Origin of the sequence: Streptococcus sp. HF-2466 (assembly GCF_015594645.1) — a bacterium.
In the GTDB taxonomy this organism is placed as follows: domain Bacteria; phylum Bacillota; class Bacilli; order Lactobacillales; family Streptococcaceae; genus Streptococcus; species Streptococcus anginosus.
The window spans coordinates 13,862-27,501 of sequence record NZ_JADNQU010000012.1 but is presented as its reverse complement, the minus strand read 5'-3'; the positions used below and the strand labels follow the sequence as shown (position 1 = coordinate 27,501).

Below are 13,640 nucleotides of genomic sequence, written 5' to 3'. Positions count from 1 at the left end.
GATACCGAGCGGAAATGGCGGAACGGCAGACGCGCATGCTTCAGGCGCATGTGTCCATTCGGACGTGAGGGTTCAAATCCCTTTTTCCGCATTTTTATTTTGTTAGGTGTTTTGGTATTGCAGCTTATGCTACGCTTTGTCTTCTCGCCTAAAACGAAATAGCCTATTTTGAATGCTCCTATCGAGCCCATTCAAAAATTGCTTATTCTAAATTTTGGAAAGGTGGCCCAGCTTGGTACGGCACCGGACTCGAAATCCGGCAAATGGATTTTATTCATGCGCGGGTTCAAATCCCGTCCTTTCCTTATAAAGAACCTCACTAAGACGAACTTAGTGAGGCTTTTTGTTTACAATATTATTCAACTCATCTGAATCCCTCGTCATATAAGCTGTCTGCTAAACGTGCAAATTCTTGCAAATCAAGCGCTTCTCCTCGTACACTTGGAGATAACTCAGCATTGTCCAAAGCGGACTCTAGCTTTGTTTTGACTTCATTCGACTTCCCAAAATAACTGGTCAGATTATTCCAGAGGGTTTTCCGGCGGTGGGTAAAACTAGCTTTTGAGACTTTGAAGAAGAAAGCTTCATCCTTGACCCCAACTGCTGGCTGGTCTCTGCGGACCATCTTGAGGATAGCCGAATCCACATTTGGAGCAGGAACAAAGACTGTTCGTGGTACGATAAAAGCGACCTTGGCGGTCATATAATACTGCACCGCTATTGACAAACTGCCATAAGATTTACTATTGGGTTGCGCCGAGATACGATCAGCCACTTCTCGCTGCATCATCACGACAAATTCACTAAAAGGAATGCCACTCTCAATCAAGTGCATGAGGATAGGAGTGGTAATATAGTAGGGCAGGTTGGCCACCACTTTGATAGGAAGATTTGGATTAGCAAATTCCTTGATTCGGGCTTGCAAGTCTGACTTAAGAATATCTTCATTGACCACGCGCACATTGTCAAAATCCCGCAAAGTATCTGCCAAAATCGGCACCAAGCGCTCATCAATTTCAAAAGTCATAACTTCGGCTGCATTTTCTGCCAAAAACTCAGTTAGAGCTCCGATGCCTGGTCCGATTTCGATAACATTAACATTCTCATCAATCTCAGCTGTGTCCACAATTTTTTGTAAAATATTGGTATCGGTCAAGAAATTCTGACCGAATGATTTTTTAAAAGTAAAACCATGACGCTCAAGCACAGCTCGCGTCACACTATAATCCGCAATTCTCATAAATCTCTTTTCTATCTATTAGCTGAATAAAATATATAAAATTCGCATAATTCCCAGCACAAGCAAAATCCAAAATGCCAGATGAATACGGCGTTTAGTTTCTGTTGAAGTAGATTCAGTCACATCAGCCATTTGCTTGTTTTTTTGATTTTTACGTTTCTTAAACTCATCTTGGTAAGCAACCGAATTTAGAATATTATCTACTGGCAGCATGTCTGAAGCATAATCATCTGGGAAACCCATAGCTATCCCAAGCAAATCCTCGTCCGCTAAAGAAAAATCTAAATCTTCTGGTCGATTTTGCTGAATAGCTCGGACATTTTTTAAAAGTTTGTCAGAAGCAATAGGCAACTCGTCCATAGAAATAATTTCTAAAACGTCAAATCCTAGCGTATCGCCCTCTTTGATATTTGCAGTAATGTAACACACAAAGTCATCGTACAGTTGCAAAGTCTGTGGAGCATGCTGCTCTAAAAAGGAGCGATTGCGACGAGCATTCTGATGAAAGTTTTCATCAGAAAGAGCAATCCCCGTATCCTGTGTCCGATAAAATTCTTCTGTCTTCTCTTTATCTTCTTTTTCAAGCTCTTCTGCTTTTTGCCACAAATCAATAGCCGCTTGCAGCTCTTCTTCACCCCAAAATAGTTGCCAGAAATAAGGAATCGTATAAATTCCCTCCGCTAAAACACGTACCTCATCTCCGTTTTTAAAATAAATATAACTTCTATTTGCCATCTCGCTTCCTTTCGTACTCTTTCATTACATTTTCAACATCTGTCAATCCAATCCCAAATAATTCCAAGCGTTTAAGCAATTGTTTCCCATTTGAATAGCCCCTGCGGAATTCTTCAACTCAGAATCCACAACATTTTTGGACATCAACTTCCTGCGAAACCAGTAGCGCATACTGTTTCATTAGTGACATCAGTCATCATCACTATCAAGCACTTCAAACATAATCTTTTGTAAATATCAAAGTTGACTTATTATCGCCAGGTAAATCCCCCTTAACACTCATCATGCTTTAAAAAAACGTACTAAACGCTATAATATTCGATTATTATTCTCCGGTTTTCTCTGTTAGTTGCGTCAAAATTCGGTAGAGTTTCTCTTGCGCCTCTTGATCATAAACCGAGCGATTGGCTTTGACTTCTTGGCATTTTTCATTGTATAAAAAGCCGTTATAGCTGTTCCCGTAGCGAGAGCGACATAGGTTTGTGCCATTTCTTCAGGCGAAATTGAGAATCGAGATTTCAGTTTGTATAGGTTTTTCATAAAGGAAGAAAGGTGACTATAACGCTTCATATCTACCTTAACACTAGGTACTCTGATAGCCTGAATTGTAACGTCTTTGTACCTTGCTCTCATCGCTAAGGTCAGCATCAGAAGCGCTAATTTGTTCTGGTAATAAGTTTTTGAAGGGCTGTAAGATTGTTCGCCCTTTAGATTATCAAAATTCAATTTAATAAAAGGATAGGCTTGTAAACCTTGCGATGAAATATTGAGAATGCGACCACTCTCGGACTCTTTCAATAAGGGAATAAAAGACTGGGATAGCAAAAAAGGAGCTACAACATTGGTCGCAAACTGCTTTTCCAATCCATCTTTGGTTAAAACTGGTTGCTTAATTGATAAATCAAAGTCAGCAGCATTATTTATCAAGACATCAAGCGCTCCTTGAGTCTGGATATAATTTTCAATAGCTGTTTTGATACTCGTCAAGTCAGAAAGATCTGCTAATAGGTAGCTGACATGAGAATTACCAGTTTCACTAATGATTGTCTCACAGGCGCTCTCAGCTCTCTCTTTACTACGACAAAAAATCGTTACCTGCCAGCCTTTATCAGCTAGCTGTTTAGCTGCTTGATAACCTATCCCGCTATTTCCACCTGTTATGATACATTTTTTCATACTATTCCTTTACTTTTCACTTTCTTGATAATGCGCCATCACGCTCTCAACTTTTGCTAAATTTATCCCAAATAATTCTAAGCGTTTAAGCAACTGTTTCCCATTTGAATAGCCAATACGGAGTTCTTCTCCTAAAAATTCACGACGTTTGCGGCTGTCATTGCCTGCCAGAAATCCTAAGCGGATCAAATCTGAACGTGTGATATCAAAATCAGTCTTTTTTTCAAAATTTTTAGTTACCTGAGAAAGAGCAGCTTTTAAATCTTCATAAGAAGCATGCTCGATACCCAATGACTTCCCTTTATTTTTAGACTTAGGAGCGGCTTCATCACGCCTTAAAAAAGCATGCTGAACACTAGGAATAGCGGTCATGATCATCCTACGAATCCGCTCACCATTGACATCTGGGTCAGTAAAAACGATCACTCCATGCAGGTCATGAAGACGTTTAATACGCTTCATATCTTCTTGGCAAATTGCAGACCCTCTTGTTTCGTAAGTTTCGACGTCAAAATACCGTTTGAGATTGGCCGTATCATCTCGACCTTCTACAACTAGAACCTGAGAAATCTTTTCTTTCATCAATCTTCTTTCAAATTAAATATTCGCAGCGCATTTTCATACGTTGCTTGCGCAACTTCTTCGACAGTCAAACCACGAAGTTCTGCAATCTTGTCTACAACATAGCGAGTATAAGCCGTTCGGTTTTCACGCCCACGCTTGGGAACAGGAGCTAAGTAAGGTGCGTCCGTTTCAACTAGGATTTTATCCAAAGGGAGATTTTGCGCAGCTTCCTGCACATCTACAGCCTTCTTAAACGTGACCACACCCGAAAATGAAATCATCATACCAAGCTGGGTAAAACGCTCTGCCATTTCCAAAGAACCTGAATAAGAGTGCATAATGCCCCCACGAGGACCCACACCCTCGCTTTTAATAATCTCATATGTGTCGTCCAAAGCATCACGAGTGTGCACTACAAAAGGCAAGTCCAAATCTTTTGACAACTGAATCTGCCGCCGAAAAACACGCTCTTGCGCTTCTTTCGGTGCTGTCATCCAATGATAGTCCAGACCAATCTCACCGAGGGCAATAACTTTGGGATCGTGCAAATGACTGATAAGCATGTCCTCAACTTCCTGCGTATAAGAACCTGCCTCCGTCGGGTGCCAGCCAATCGTACTGTAAAGTTCGTCATATTGACGAGACAGCGCTAGCGACTTTTCAATGGTTTCTGCATCAAAACCCACAATATTCATCTTAGTGACACCTAACTCGCGAGCAAAAGCAATTTCTTCAGCTTCTTTTCCTGCAAAATTGTCCACGTTGAGGTGTGTATGTGTGTCAAAAATTTTCATCATTCATTCCTCTTTATATCAGTTTCTATTATATCAAAATCTCGTGGTAAATGCAGATTGTCTCTTTGTTATCCAACAAAAAAACCAGCGGCCTCGAGTTTCCGTTGGTTCTTCATCTTGTATTCGTTTGGATTATGCAGCCAAAACTTTGCGTCCTTTACGACGACGGCTAGCAAGTACGCGACGACCGTTTTTAGTTGCCATACGATGACGGAAACCATGTTTGCGCGCACGACGGATTTTACTTGGTTGATAAGTACGTTTCACTTTGAATACCTCCTCTTAGATTCTTGTATTCGTTTAGCCGGCTATTGTGATCAGTTACTAAACATACTTTATTATTCTATATGATTCTAAGCCTTTTGTCAATAGCAGCGCGAAATTGTTTTTGCTAAAGCCTCAAGAAAGTTTGTCTAAACCTCGTACAATTCTCTGGTTGCCTCATAAAAAGGAATGAGTGTTATCATAGCAGCCTGAAGCTCATCCAGAACTTGCCTTATTGATGTGGCTTGGGCTAAATCTACATCGTATTTCACTAAGACTTTACGGACTTGCCCTGTTTTTACTTGTTGGCTCAAATACTGTCGATTTTCTTCTGTTCCAGCAAATCGTTGACTGACTCCATTTATTTGAGCCAAGTAATAAACCGGAGTTGCGATTGGCACCTGCAAAACTCGATTTTGCTTCGTCAGACTGGTTTCATCTTTCTTGCGCTCGATAAAGCTGACTTCTAACGATACTCCAAAATCTCTTGGCTTCCCATATAAACGCAGCGCAAACATTGGTTCTGTGACATCGCCACAACCGCGCAAGTAGTTCCAAAAATGGGGACGCAAAATTTGAGCTTGATTCATCCAGTTGCTGGTACGCTCCAGAGTTAATTTTGGATAAAATCTTTGAAATTGCTTAACCAAGTCCGAAAATTCCGCGCGTGCTGCCTGACCTTTCTGTTTGAAATCAAGCATCATTTCTCTCAATTCTCCCGCTTTATCAGGAGAAATATATTTATGTCCTTGTAATGCTAAGTAAGTTTCAATAGCTGGAAAAATAGACATGTAAGCTCCTTTCTTATCAATCTCAAGCACGTCAATTAGTGGACTAAACGGAAAGAAAGACTGAAAAGAAATTCTTCTCAGTCCTTAGTTTATTATTCACTGTCAATATCCACAACAACATAACGGTTTGGTTCGTCACCCTCTGAATAGCTGGTAAGCCCGTCCATTTTAGAAATAATTCGGTGAATAATTTTCCGCTCATTGTTAGACATAGGGTCGGTTTTTTGACTATGTTGGTATTCCAACACACGATCAGCTAGCTTCTGAGCGTAGCTTTGTAGAACTTCTGCTCGATGTTCTACATAATCATTGACATTGATAGAAATGTAAAAACTCTTAGAATAGCGATTATAAAGATAATTCTGTGCCAACAATTGAAGAGCTTTCAGCACTTTTCCGTGATAGCCAATAATGCGACCAGGCTCATTGGTATCAATCTGCATATTGATTGTCCGATGATTATGAGCACTTGCAATGCTAGCTTCAACATCCATTTCGTCCACGATGTTTTGCACATAGCCCGTCACACTCGCAACAACTTCTTCAACATCATAATTTTCTTCCACTTGAATGCCCAAATCTTCAAAATCAGCCGGCTCTTCAGCTATCGGTTGGACTTCCGAGCGCTTTTCTACAGCCTGGTCAAAAGAAATAATCTTGTCAGTTGTCTTTTCTTCTTGAGCGACCGATTTTTGAAAATTTACGATGTCACTATCTTTCAATAAGTCAATTGTGCCTGTTTCTTCAAGAATCGTGCTAGCTTCTTTTTCGTGCTTCAAAATTTCAGCTTTGACATCATCTGAGATTTCTTTGCCTTCTCCTTCGATTTTTTTAATGGCTGCAACAACATGTCCTAAGTCAACAGTTGCTTCACTCACGCTTTTAACGGGCTCATTTTGAGCGTTGATTGCTTCCGGAACACCTTTGACAGCTTTTTGGTTAGCTTTTACTACAGTTGTTTCGTTAATAGGTTCCACATCAACTTGGGCTAATTTCTTGCCAAATAATCCTAAAAATCCTTTTTTCTCACGAGAAATCACTTTGATATGTGCTTTCATCCGTGGAATATCTAACTCGCGCAAGCCATTTTGAATGGCTTCTTCAACACTCGCTCCTGTAAATAATACCATACAAGTGCCTCCTTACTTTCTCTTTTTTTGTGCTTTACGATAAGCACGTTTTTTCTTTTCTTCACGTTCCCGCTCAGCAGTCGCTTTCGCTTCTCTTTCTGCAATGATTTTATACGGATTGCTTAGTAAAAGCGTTTGGAACACCTGATACGCATACGATGTGCTCCAATATAAAGCAACCCCACTTGCTACACTCATGGCAAAGAAGAAGACAAATAGCGGCATGACAAACATCATTCCTGTCATCAAGCCATTACGCTCTGCCATTCCTTTATTGCTCAACCAAGTACTCAAAAAGGTGAAAACAGCTGCTAAAACTGGCAAAATATAATAGGGATCTGTCGCGCCCAGATTCAGCCATAGAAAGTGCCCTACTTTAAGAAATTCAACACGCGTCAAAGCATGATACAAGGCAATCAACACAGGCATTTGAATGAGCAAGGGCCAAAATGATGCCGATGGCTTTACTCCTAATTCCTTATACAGCTTTTGTGTTTCTTCTGCCAAACGACTGCGACTTTCCATGTCGCGTCCTGGATACTTCGCCTGCAATTCTTTCACTAACGGCTGCGCTTCCTGCATTTTCCGAGAAGCATTGATCTGCAATTGGAAAACAGGCAAAAGAACTGTCCGAATAATCAATGTGAAAAGGATAATCCCAATTCCTGTACTTCCATTGAATGACAGGAAACGAATCGTTACGGCGAAGAAATAGACAAATCTCTCCCATAAATCCGGCGAACTCGCTGTGACCTCACTCGTCCCACACGCCGTTAAGATGAGCGAAGCTAAAACTAAAAGCCCCGCCAGTTTACTTTTCTTTTTCACTACTCAAACCTTCCTGATAAATTTTTGCTATTTTTAGTACATGAAGCAAATTTTGCTCTAATTCTTGATAAGTCAGAATTTCCACACCTTTTCGTGCAATGACGACAAAATCAAGCGTCGCTAGCTCTGCTTGATGAGCTATCAAAACGTGTCGAATACGGCGCTTAATCTTGTTGCGCATTACTGCATTTCCCAGTTTTTTACTGACAGATATTCCTACTCGAAAGTGTCTTTGTTTCTTTTCTAATTTATAAATGACGAATTTTCTATTGGCAAAACTTTGCCCACTTTTGAAAATCGCATTAAAATCTTTCTCGCTCTTGACGCGATAGCTTTTCTTCAAAACTCAACTCCATCTACCAAAATTATATCTATTATACCATAATTTTCAAAAAAACCAATAAGAGCAGGCATATTCACCATTTTACTCTATCCAACTGATACAAAACGCATGTAATTCACTCTTAGTCTGAAAATTTAATGCTAAAAGAGTTAGTAAAGTAAAGAAGAGCGACTAAGATTGGCTCCTAATCCCTCTTCTCGTATCTTATACTAAATGATTACCGACACGACACTTGTAATTCATAGTTATATTTTTCAACTATTTGCTAGATTCTTTTGCAAAAAATTGCGTGGCTGCAACTGCTGCTTTCCAGCCTTTGTACAATTTTTGGCGCTCTAGCCCTGACATAGTTGGCTGGAATGTTTCCCCGACCGCATTTAATGTTTTCAACTCCTCCATGTCTTTCCAATAACCAACCGCAAGACCTGCCAGAAAAGCTGCCCCAAGAGCTGTCGTTTCCAAATTTGCCGCACGCGCTAACTCAATTCCCAGAATATCTGCTTGGAACTGCATGAGGAAATCATTCATGGCAGCACCACCATCTACCTTCAGAACTTGAATAGCCGTGCCTGTGTCCATTTGCATGGTATCAATGATATCGCACACTTGATAAGCAATGGATTGCAGAGTTGCCTTGATGAAGTCCTCTTTACTCGTTCCACGCGTCAAGCCAAAAATAGAGCCTCTTGCTTCTGGATCCCAATAAGGCGCTCCAAGCCCCGTAAAGGCTGGAACAACATATACTTCATTTTCATTGGTGGATTTTTTTGCATATCGCTCAGACTCAGGTGAGCTAGCAATCATACGAAGACCGTCACGAAGCCACTGAATGGCACTACCCGCAATAAAAATCGAACCTTCCAAAGCATAAGTTACTTTGCCATTTATCCCATAACCAATGGTCGTCAAAAGATTATTTTTGGATAAATTGCACTCCTGACCAGTATTCATAATGATGAAAGAGCCTGTCCCATAAGTATTCTTCACCATTCCCGGCTCAAATGCTAATTGCCCAAAGAGAGCTGCCTGCTGATCGCCCGCCATTCCTGCAATTGGTACCTCTCCACCATAAAAATGATAAGGTGCTGTTTTACCGTAAATTTCTGAATTCGAGCGAACTTCTGGCAACATCGCTTTAGGAATGTTGAGTAAGGACAAAATCTCATCATCCCATTGGAGCTCTTTGATATTGTATAGCATGGTCCGCGCTGCATTTGAATAATCAGTCACATGAGCTGCACCATCCGTTAATTTCCAGACTAACCAGGTATCAATCGTACCAAAGAGCAATTCTCCTCGCTCTGCACGTTCCTGCGCTCCCTCTACCTGATCTAAAATCCAGCGTACCTTGGTCGCAGAGAAATAAGCATCTATGATCAAACCTGTTTTTTGATGAAAGAAATCTACATATCCATCTTGCTTGAGCTTTTCTGCTAAAGGAGCTGTTTGCCGAGACTGCCAGACAATGGCATTGTAAATGGGCAAGCCCGTTTCTTTATCCCACACAACCGTTGTCTCCCGTTGATTGGTAATGCCGATTGCTTCAATCTCTGTGGGCTTGATGCCACTTTCAATAAAAGCATTTGCAATGACCGACTGCACAGAATTCCAAATCTCATTTGCATTGTGCTCAACCCAGCCCGCCTGTGGAAAAATCTGAGTAAACTCTTTTTGACTCGTGGCAACCTTCTCACCCTTTTTATTGAAAATAATCGCCCGTGAGCTGGTTGTCCCTTGGTCAATCGCCATAATATAGGTTTCTTGTGACATAAAACGCCTCCATTGTATGTTCTGCTTTTATTATACACAATAAAGCGCTTTCTTTCTATTCTTTTCTCCTGTTTTTTGTGAAAATTTCACTTAAACTCTGTTTCAAGCATATAAAAACGACTTCCTTCCAGAAGCCGTTCCATTATTTACACATTATAAACGAGCGTTTAATTCTTTGCTCAATTCTTCAAATCCTGGTTTTCCAAGAAGAGCAAACATATTTTTCTTGTAAGCTTCTACACCTGGTTGGTCAAATGGGTTAATAGCATTCAAGTAGCCAGAAATAGCAATAGCCAACTCAAAGAAGTAAATAGTATAGCCAAGAGTAAAGGCGTCTTGCTCAGGAAGTGTTACATACATATTTGGCACATCACCGTCAGTATGAGCCAGAAGTACACCGTCTGTCGCTTTCTTATTAACAAAGTCAACATCTTTTCCTTGAAGATAGCCAAGTCCGTCCAAGTCTTCTGCCAATTCAGGAATCGTCACGTTTTTGCGTGGTTTGTCCACACGGACAACTGTTTCAAACATAATACGCGCACCTTCTTGGATAAATTGTCCAAGAGAGTGAAGGTCTGTTGAGAAATTAGCAGATGTTGGATAAATACCTTTTTGGTCTTTTCCTTCTGACTCACCAGCTAATTGTTTCCACCATTCTGAGAAGTATTGCAGAGATGGTTCGTAGTTAACCAAAATTTCAGTCGCATAGCCTTTGCGATAAAGGATGTTACGAAGAGCTGCGTACTGATAAGCTTCGTTTTCTGCAATCTTATCTGAAGTGTAGTCCTTACGAGCAGCATTAGCACCTTCCATAAGGGCTTTGATGTCTGCGCCTGATGCTGCAATTGGTAGAAGTCCTACTGCTGTCAATACAGAGAAACGTCCGCCAATGTCATCTGGCACCACAAATGTTTCCCAACCATTGGCATCTGCTTCCACCTTAACTGCACCTTTTTGGCGGTCAGTTGTCGCATAGATACGTTTGTTAGCTTCAGCTTCACCATATTTTTTAATCAAAAGTTCTTTGAAGACGCGGAAAGCAATAGCAGGTTCTGTCGTTGTCCCTGATTTAGAAATCACATTAACTGAGAAATCTTTATCTGAAACGTATTCTACCAAGTCTGCAAGGTAAGTAGATGAAATAGAATTTCCAGCATAAAGGATTTGTGGAGCTTTGCGTTCTTCTTTGGTTTGCAAGTTTGCAAAATGATTGCTCAAGAAATCAATCGCTGCTTTTGCTCCAAGGTATGACCCACCAATCCCAATCACGACCAAAACATCGCTGTCTGATTTGATTTGTTCTGCCGCTTTCAAAATGCGAGCGAATTCTTCTTTGTCATAGTTTTCTGGAAGGTCAAGCCAGCCACGGAAGTCACTTCCTGCACCAGTTCCTTTGCGCAACAGTTCATCTGCCGCAGAAACTTGTGTTTGCATGTAATCTACTTCATGCGGTGCAACAAATTTTCCAAGCACGTTTGAGTAATTAAACTGAATATGTGTCATTATAGTCCTCCAATTTTTCTTCCCTACTATGATACCGCTTTACCACTTTTTTATCAAGCAATTTTCTTGAATAAAACGTTTCCAATTTATTTTTTGTATCTGATTCTCAAAAATCACAACCTCATGCTGGGCTTGTAGGCAATCGTTTGCGTAAATAGCGAAAATTCTGGAAATAATAAGTCCGAAAAAGTTAAAAAAACGCTTTCAATTTTAAGTATGAACAAATTTTATCTAACAGCAAACTATAATCCGCACTCTAGAATAACTATTGAAGAGCATAATTCCCACTCCTGCTAAACTATTTCTATATTTCATTTCGCTTTTTATATTCGTTTTTGCAAAGCAAAAAAGAGCACACAATTCACACTCGCTTAGGGCTGCTGGATTCCTCCTCTGACCCGCTTCACGCAGAATTGTTGCTCCGATAAGTATTATACCATAAATTTGTTTTTGTGCCAATTAAGATTTTCCTTTTTTCCAAAAAGAAAGGAAAAATAAGCAGATGAATAAACCTAGAATCGCTGGTACAACAATCGTTAAACCAGCTCTACCACTATCTAGATAGGACCAGAGCATTTTCAAAAAGGCCGTGATAATTAACAGTAATGTCAACAATTTCCAACTATGGAGCCAAGTTGCTCTAATCAGAAGTAGAAAGAAACTAATTACCAAAAAAGCAAACAAAACTTTTTTGAGATTCCAATCTGCCTGCAAGAAATCTTGCTCGTAAGCTAGAAACTCTTTTACCAAAGGAGAGGTCGTCTTTGGCACCCAAAACCAAATCATACTGGTAAAGAGAGCAAAGATACTAGCAGAAATGCCAAGAAGGCTCTTTCGATAAGAGAAATAGATAATCGGTAAAATGAGAATCGGACGAATATACCAAGATAGCTGGTTTTGATGACGTGTAAAAGCCCAAGCCTGAAATTCTACATTGCCTATCAGCAACCCAATAAACAGCAATGTTAAAAGAAAGAACAAAGCACTTAGCCAATGTTTCATTTTTGTCTCCTCTTTCTAAAAAAATCTTGCATCATCTGAGCACATTCTGCTTCCAAAATCCCACTTTCAAGATCAACTCGGTGATTGAGTCGTTCATCTGTTAGAATATCATAGAGGCTACCGGCAGCACCAAATTTTTGATTCTTTGCACCGTAGATAACCTGCGGAATGCGAGCCAAACCAATAGCACCGCTACACATGACACAAGGCTCAATAGTGACAAATAGAGTCGTATCTAGCAAGCGCCAGTTTTTTTCATAAGCGTTGGCTTCTTCAATCGCCATTATTTCTGCGTGCATGACAGCTCGCTGCAGCTCCTCACGCGCATTGTGCCCACGACCGATAATTTCCCCGTTCTTGACAATGACACAGCCAATCGGAATTTCATCATTAACAAGCGCAATCTCTGCTTCTTTCAAAGCCTCCCGCATAAAAAATTCTTTTTCTTCAACTGTATAGTTCATCTTTTAACCATCTAATCCTCTGTATGATAAAAATCTCCTAATTCATAAGTCGTGACTTCTCTGACATGAAGTTTATATTTGGCAACTAGATCCGCAATATCTTCTCCATTAATTAAAGTAATGACTCTAGTTCCTTGACGAGCTGCTTCAATGGCACTTCTTGAAAAATCAGAAGTTGTAATAAAAATACCATATTCTGCATTGTATTTATCCATTGCACCGCGGAATTTATCAATCTCCGGAGAAGGAACATTATTTTCCCAACGCTTTGCTTGGATAGCTACACGATTGGTTCTGAAGTCATCTGTACTAGTAATATAGCCAAAACCATCTAAACCACCATCATTAGTATAACTAACCCCAATTTTTTCATCTAGTTTGACACCCATCTCCTTGACTAGACCACGAGCAAAAGTTTCAAATTTTTGTGGTGACATAGATTTTAAAGCTCTTGTCAACTCAACTCTCCAATTTTCTTTTGAGTCATCTAGTGAATGTTTAAGTTCCTTTTCAAAGGATAACTTGAAGAATTGTTTTGACTTCTTCTCATTTTTCCAAAATTGAATGGCTTTCTGTTGAATATCGCTAGCAAAATGCTCATCCAGTTTCACTTTTCTACCTAATTCTGTCAATTCAAAAGTCGATTGCTTTGGTTTAGAAAGATAGCCCGTGATAAGCAAACTTTTGGCAGAAAAATTAAAAGTGTAATCACTAGGTTTATAAATTTTTCCACTTTTTTGAGACACTTTTTCTTCCTCAAAAAAATTCTCATCTATCGTATTTTCTCCCTTTTTAATAGCATCTAGCAACTCTCGTTTGGTTGCATAGCCACCTAGCTTTTTTAAATTCCTGATAATTTCACTTATCATTATTTTTTCCTGTTCTTTATTAGACAAATCTGTAAAGTTCATCATTTATCTCCTTTGCTCTCCATTTATTATATCATGTTATAAACCTGAAAATATAAAAAAGCCACCTTTCGATGGCTTTCAGGAGATTATTATGAAAAAGTTTAGGATTTCTATCAAATAAAGTT

The 13,640-nt window shown here is 39.8% G+C and carries 14 protein-coding genes, 2 tRNA genes, 1 other RNA gene and 2 pseudogenes; 2 read left to right on the top strand and 17 right to left on the bottom strand.

Features of this window, described 5'->3' with window-relative positions; genetic code table 11:
• Positions 1–8: 8 nt before the first annotated feature.
• Positions 9–91 (top strand) — tRNA-Leu (locus IYQ91_RS08655).
• 125 nt (positions 92–216) lie between these two features.
• Positions 217–305 (top strand) — tRNA-Ser (locus tag IYQ91_RS08650).
• Between the two features lie 59 nt (positions 306–364).
• Here the strand turns inward: IYQ91_RS08650 and rsmA are convergent.
• The 17 genes and pseudogenes from rsmA to IYQ91_RS08570 all read right to left on the bottom strand — a co-directional run bounded on the left by rsmA (position 365) and on the right by IYQ91_RS08570 (position 13,515).
• Positions 365–1,240: a 16S rRNA (adenine(1518)-N(6)/adenine(1519)-N(6))-dimethyltransferase RsmA gene (rsmA, locus tag IYQ91_RS08645; protein ID WP_049506810.1), complete on the bottom strand. Its 876-nt coding sequence runs from the start codon at positions 1,238–1,240 to the stop codon at positions 365–367.
• Between the two features lie 18 nt (positions 1,241–1,258).
• Positions 1,259–1,975, bottom strand: coding sequence for a dimethyladenosine transferase (locus IYQ91_RS08640; protein WP_195673599.1), 717 nt, complete (start codon positions 1,973–1,975; stop codon positions 1,259–1,261).
• A pseudogene (locus tag IYQ91_RS10050) lies at positions 1,965–2,090 on the bottom strand (ribonuclease M5); the annotation flags it as partial. The pseudogene IYQ91_RS10050 and the gene IYQ91_RS08640, both read right to left, overlap by 11 nt.
• A gap of 210 nt (positions 2,091–2,300) precedes the next feature.
• Positions 2,301–3,151 (bottom strand): annotated as a pseudogene (locus tag IYQ91_RS08635) (SDR family NAD(P)-dependent oxidoreductase).
• Between the two features lie 9 nt (positions 3,152–3,160).
• Entirely contained in the window at positions 3,161–3,733 is a 573-nt protein-coding gene (gene rnmV / locus IYQ91_RS08630; RefSeq protein ID WP_195673598.1) for a ribonuclease M5, read from the bottom strand.
• Positions 3,733–4,512 (bottom strand): TatD family hydrolase, encoded by a 780-nt coding sequence (locus IYQ91_RS08625; RefSeq protein WP_195673597.1) that lies wholly within the window; start codon positions 4,510–4,512, stop codon positions 3,733–3,735. Before IYQ91_RS08625 ends, rnmV begins: the two co-directional genes overlap by 1 nt.
• Before the next feature lie 129 nt (positions 4,513–4,641).
• Positions 4,642–4,776: a 50S ribosomal protein L34 gene (gene rpmH, locus IYQ91_RS08620; RefSeq protein WP_003026476.1), complete on the bottom strand. Its 135-nt coding sequence runs from the start codon at positions 4,774–4,776 to the stop codon at positions 4,642–4,644.
• Positions 4,777–4,922: 146 nt separating this feature from the next.
• Positions 4,923–5,564 carry a ribonuclease P gene (locus IYQ91_RS08615; protein ID WP_195323413.1) on the bottom strand — a complete coding sequence of 214 codons (642 nt, stop codon included), beginning with the start codon at positions 5,562–5,564 and terminating at the stop codon, positions 4,923–4,925.
• Positions 5,565–5,656: 92 nt separating this feature from the next.
• On the bottom strand, positions 5,657–6,694 hold the full coding sequence (gene jag, locus IYQ91_RS08610; RefSeq protein WP_195673596.1) for an RNA-binding cell elongation regulator Jag/EloR: 1,038 nt from the start codon (positions 6,692–6,694) through the stop codon (positions 5,657–5,659).
• 12 nt (positions 6,695–6,706) lie between these two features.
• Positions 6,707–7,522 carry a YidC/Oxa1 family membrane protein insertase gene (locus tag IYQ91_RS08605; RefSeq protein WP_024052327.1) on the bottom strand — a complete coding sequence of 272 codons (816 nt, stop codon included), beginning with the start codon at positions 7,520–7,522 and terminating at the stop codon, positions 6,707–6,709.
• The gene (gene rnpA, locus IYQ91_RS08600; RefSeq protein ID WP_195673595.1) at positions 7,506–7,865 is read right to left on the bottom strand and encodes a ribonuclease P protein component; all 360 of its coding nucleotides are present in this window, start codon (positions 7,863–7,865) and stop codon (positions 7,506–7,508) included. The genes IYQ91_RS08605 and rnpA overlap by 17 nt, the downstream gene beginning before the upstream one ends.
• 258 nt (positions 7,866–8,123) lie before the next feature.
• The gene (gene glpK / locus IYQ91_RS08595) at positions 8,124–9,635 is read right to left on the bottom strand and encodes a glycerol kinase GlpK (protein ID WP_195673594.1); all 1,512 of its coding nucleotides are present in this window, start codon (positions 9,633–9,635) and stop codon (positions 8,124–8,126) included.
• A gap of 153 nt (positions 9,636–9,788) precedes the next feature.
• Positions 9,789–11,138: a glucose-6-phosphate isomerase gene (locus IYQ91_RS08590; protein WP_003026484.1), complete on the bottom strand. Its 1,350-nt coding sequence runs from the start codon at positions 11,136–11,138 to the stop codon at positions 9,789–9,791.
• Positions 11,139–11,472: 334 nt separating this feature from the next.
• An RNA gene (gene ffs, locus IYQ91_RS08585) (signal recognition particle sRNA small type) lies at positions 11,473–11,571 on the bottom strand.
• A gap of 26 nt (positions 11,572–11,597) precedes the next feature.
• Positions 11,598–12,140 carry a hypothetical protein gene (locus IYQ91_RS08580; RefSeq protein WP_195673593.1) on the bottom strand — a complete coding sequence of 181 codons (543 nt, stop codon included), beginning with the start codon at positions 12,138–12,140 and terminating at the stop codon, positions 11,598–11,600.
• Positions 12,137–12,604 carry a tRNA adenosine(34) deaminase TadA gene (tadA, locus tag IYQ91_RS08575; RefSeq protein ID WP_195673592.1) on the bottom strand — a complete coding sequence of 156 codons (468 nt, stop codon included), beginning with the start codon at positions 12,602–12,604 and terminating at the stop codon, positions 12,137–12,139. Before tadA ends, IYQ91_RS08580 begins: the two co-directional genes overlap by 4 nt.
• Positions 12,605–12,615: 11 nt before the next feature.
• A complete protein-coding gene (locus tag IYQ91_RS08570) occupies positions 12,616–13,515 on the bottom strand; it encodes a restriction endonuclease (protein WP_003026487.1) in 900 nt (299 codons plus the stop codon).
• Positions 13,516–13,640: the final 125 nt, after the last annotated feature.

Bases quoted from the DNA above. Each gene is read 5' to 3' on its own strand.
- rsmA (WP_049506810.1), bottom strand. From the start codon at position 1,240: ATGAGAATTGCGGATTATAGTGTGACGCGAGCTGTGCTTGAGCGTCAT.
- IYQ91_RS08640 (WP_195673599.1), bottom strand. From the start codon at position 1,975: ATGGCAAATAGAAGTTATATTTATTTTAAAAACGGAGATGAGGTACGT.
- rnmV (WP_195673598.1), bottom strand. From the start codon at position 3,733: ATGAAAGAAAAGATTTCTCAGGTTCTAGTTGTAGAAGGTCGAGATGAT.
- IYQ91_RS08625 (WP_195673597.1), bottom strand. From the start codon at position 4,512: ATGATGAAAATTTTTGACACACATACACACCTCAACGTGGACAATTTT.
- IYQ91_RS08615 (WP_195323413.1), bottom strand. From the start codon at position 5,564: ATGTCTATTTTTCCAGCTATTGAAACTTACTTAGCATTACAAGGACAT.
- jag (WP_195673596.1), bottom strand. From the start codon at position 6,694: ATGGTATTATTTACAGGAGCGAGTGTTGAAGAAGCCATTCAAAATGGC.
- glpK (WP_195673594.1), bottom strand. From the start codon at position 9,635: ATGTCACAAGAAACCTATATTATGGCGATTGACCAAGGGACAACCAGC.
- IYQ91_RS08590 (WP_003026484.1), bottom strand. From the start codon at position 11,138: ATGACACATATTCAGTTTAATTACTCAAACGTGCTTGGAAAATTTGTT.
- IYQ91_RS08580 (WP_195673593.1), bottom strand. From the start codon at position 12,140: ATGAAACATTGGCTAAGTGCTTTGTTCTTTCTTTTAACATTGCTGTTT.
- tadA (WP_195673592.1), bottom strand. From the start codon at position 12,604: ATGAACTATACAGTTGAAGAAAAAGAATTTTTTATGCGGGAGGCTTTG.
- IYQ91_RS08570 (WP_003026487.1), bottom strand. From the start codon at position 13,515: ATGAACTTTACAGATTTGTCTAATAAAGAACAGGAAAAAATAATGATA.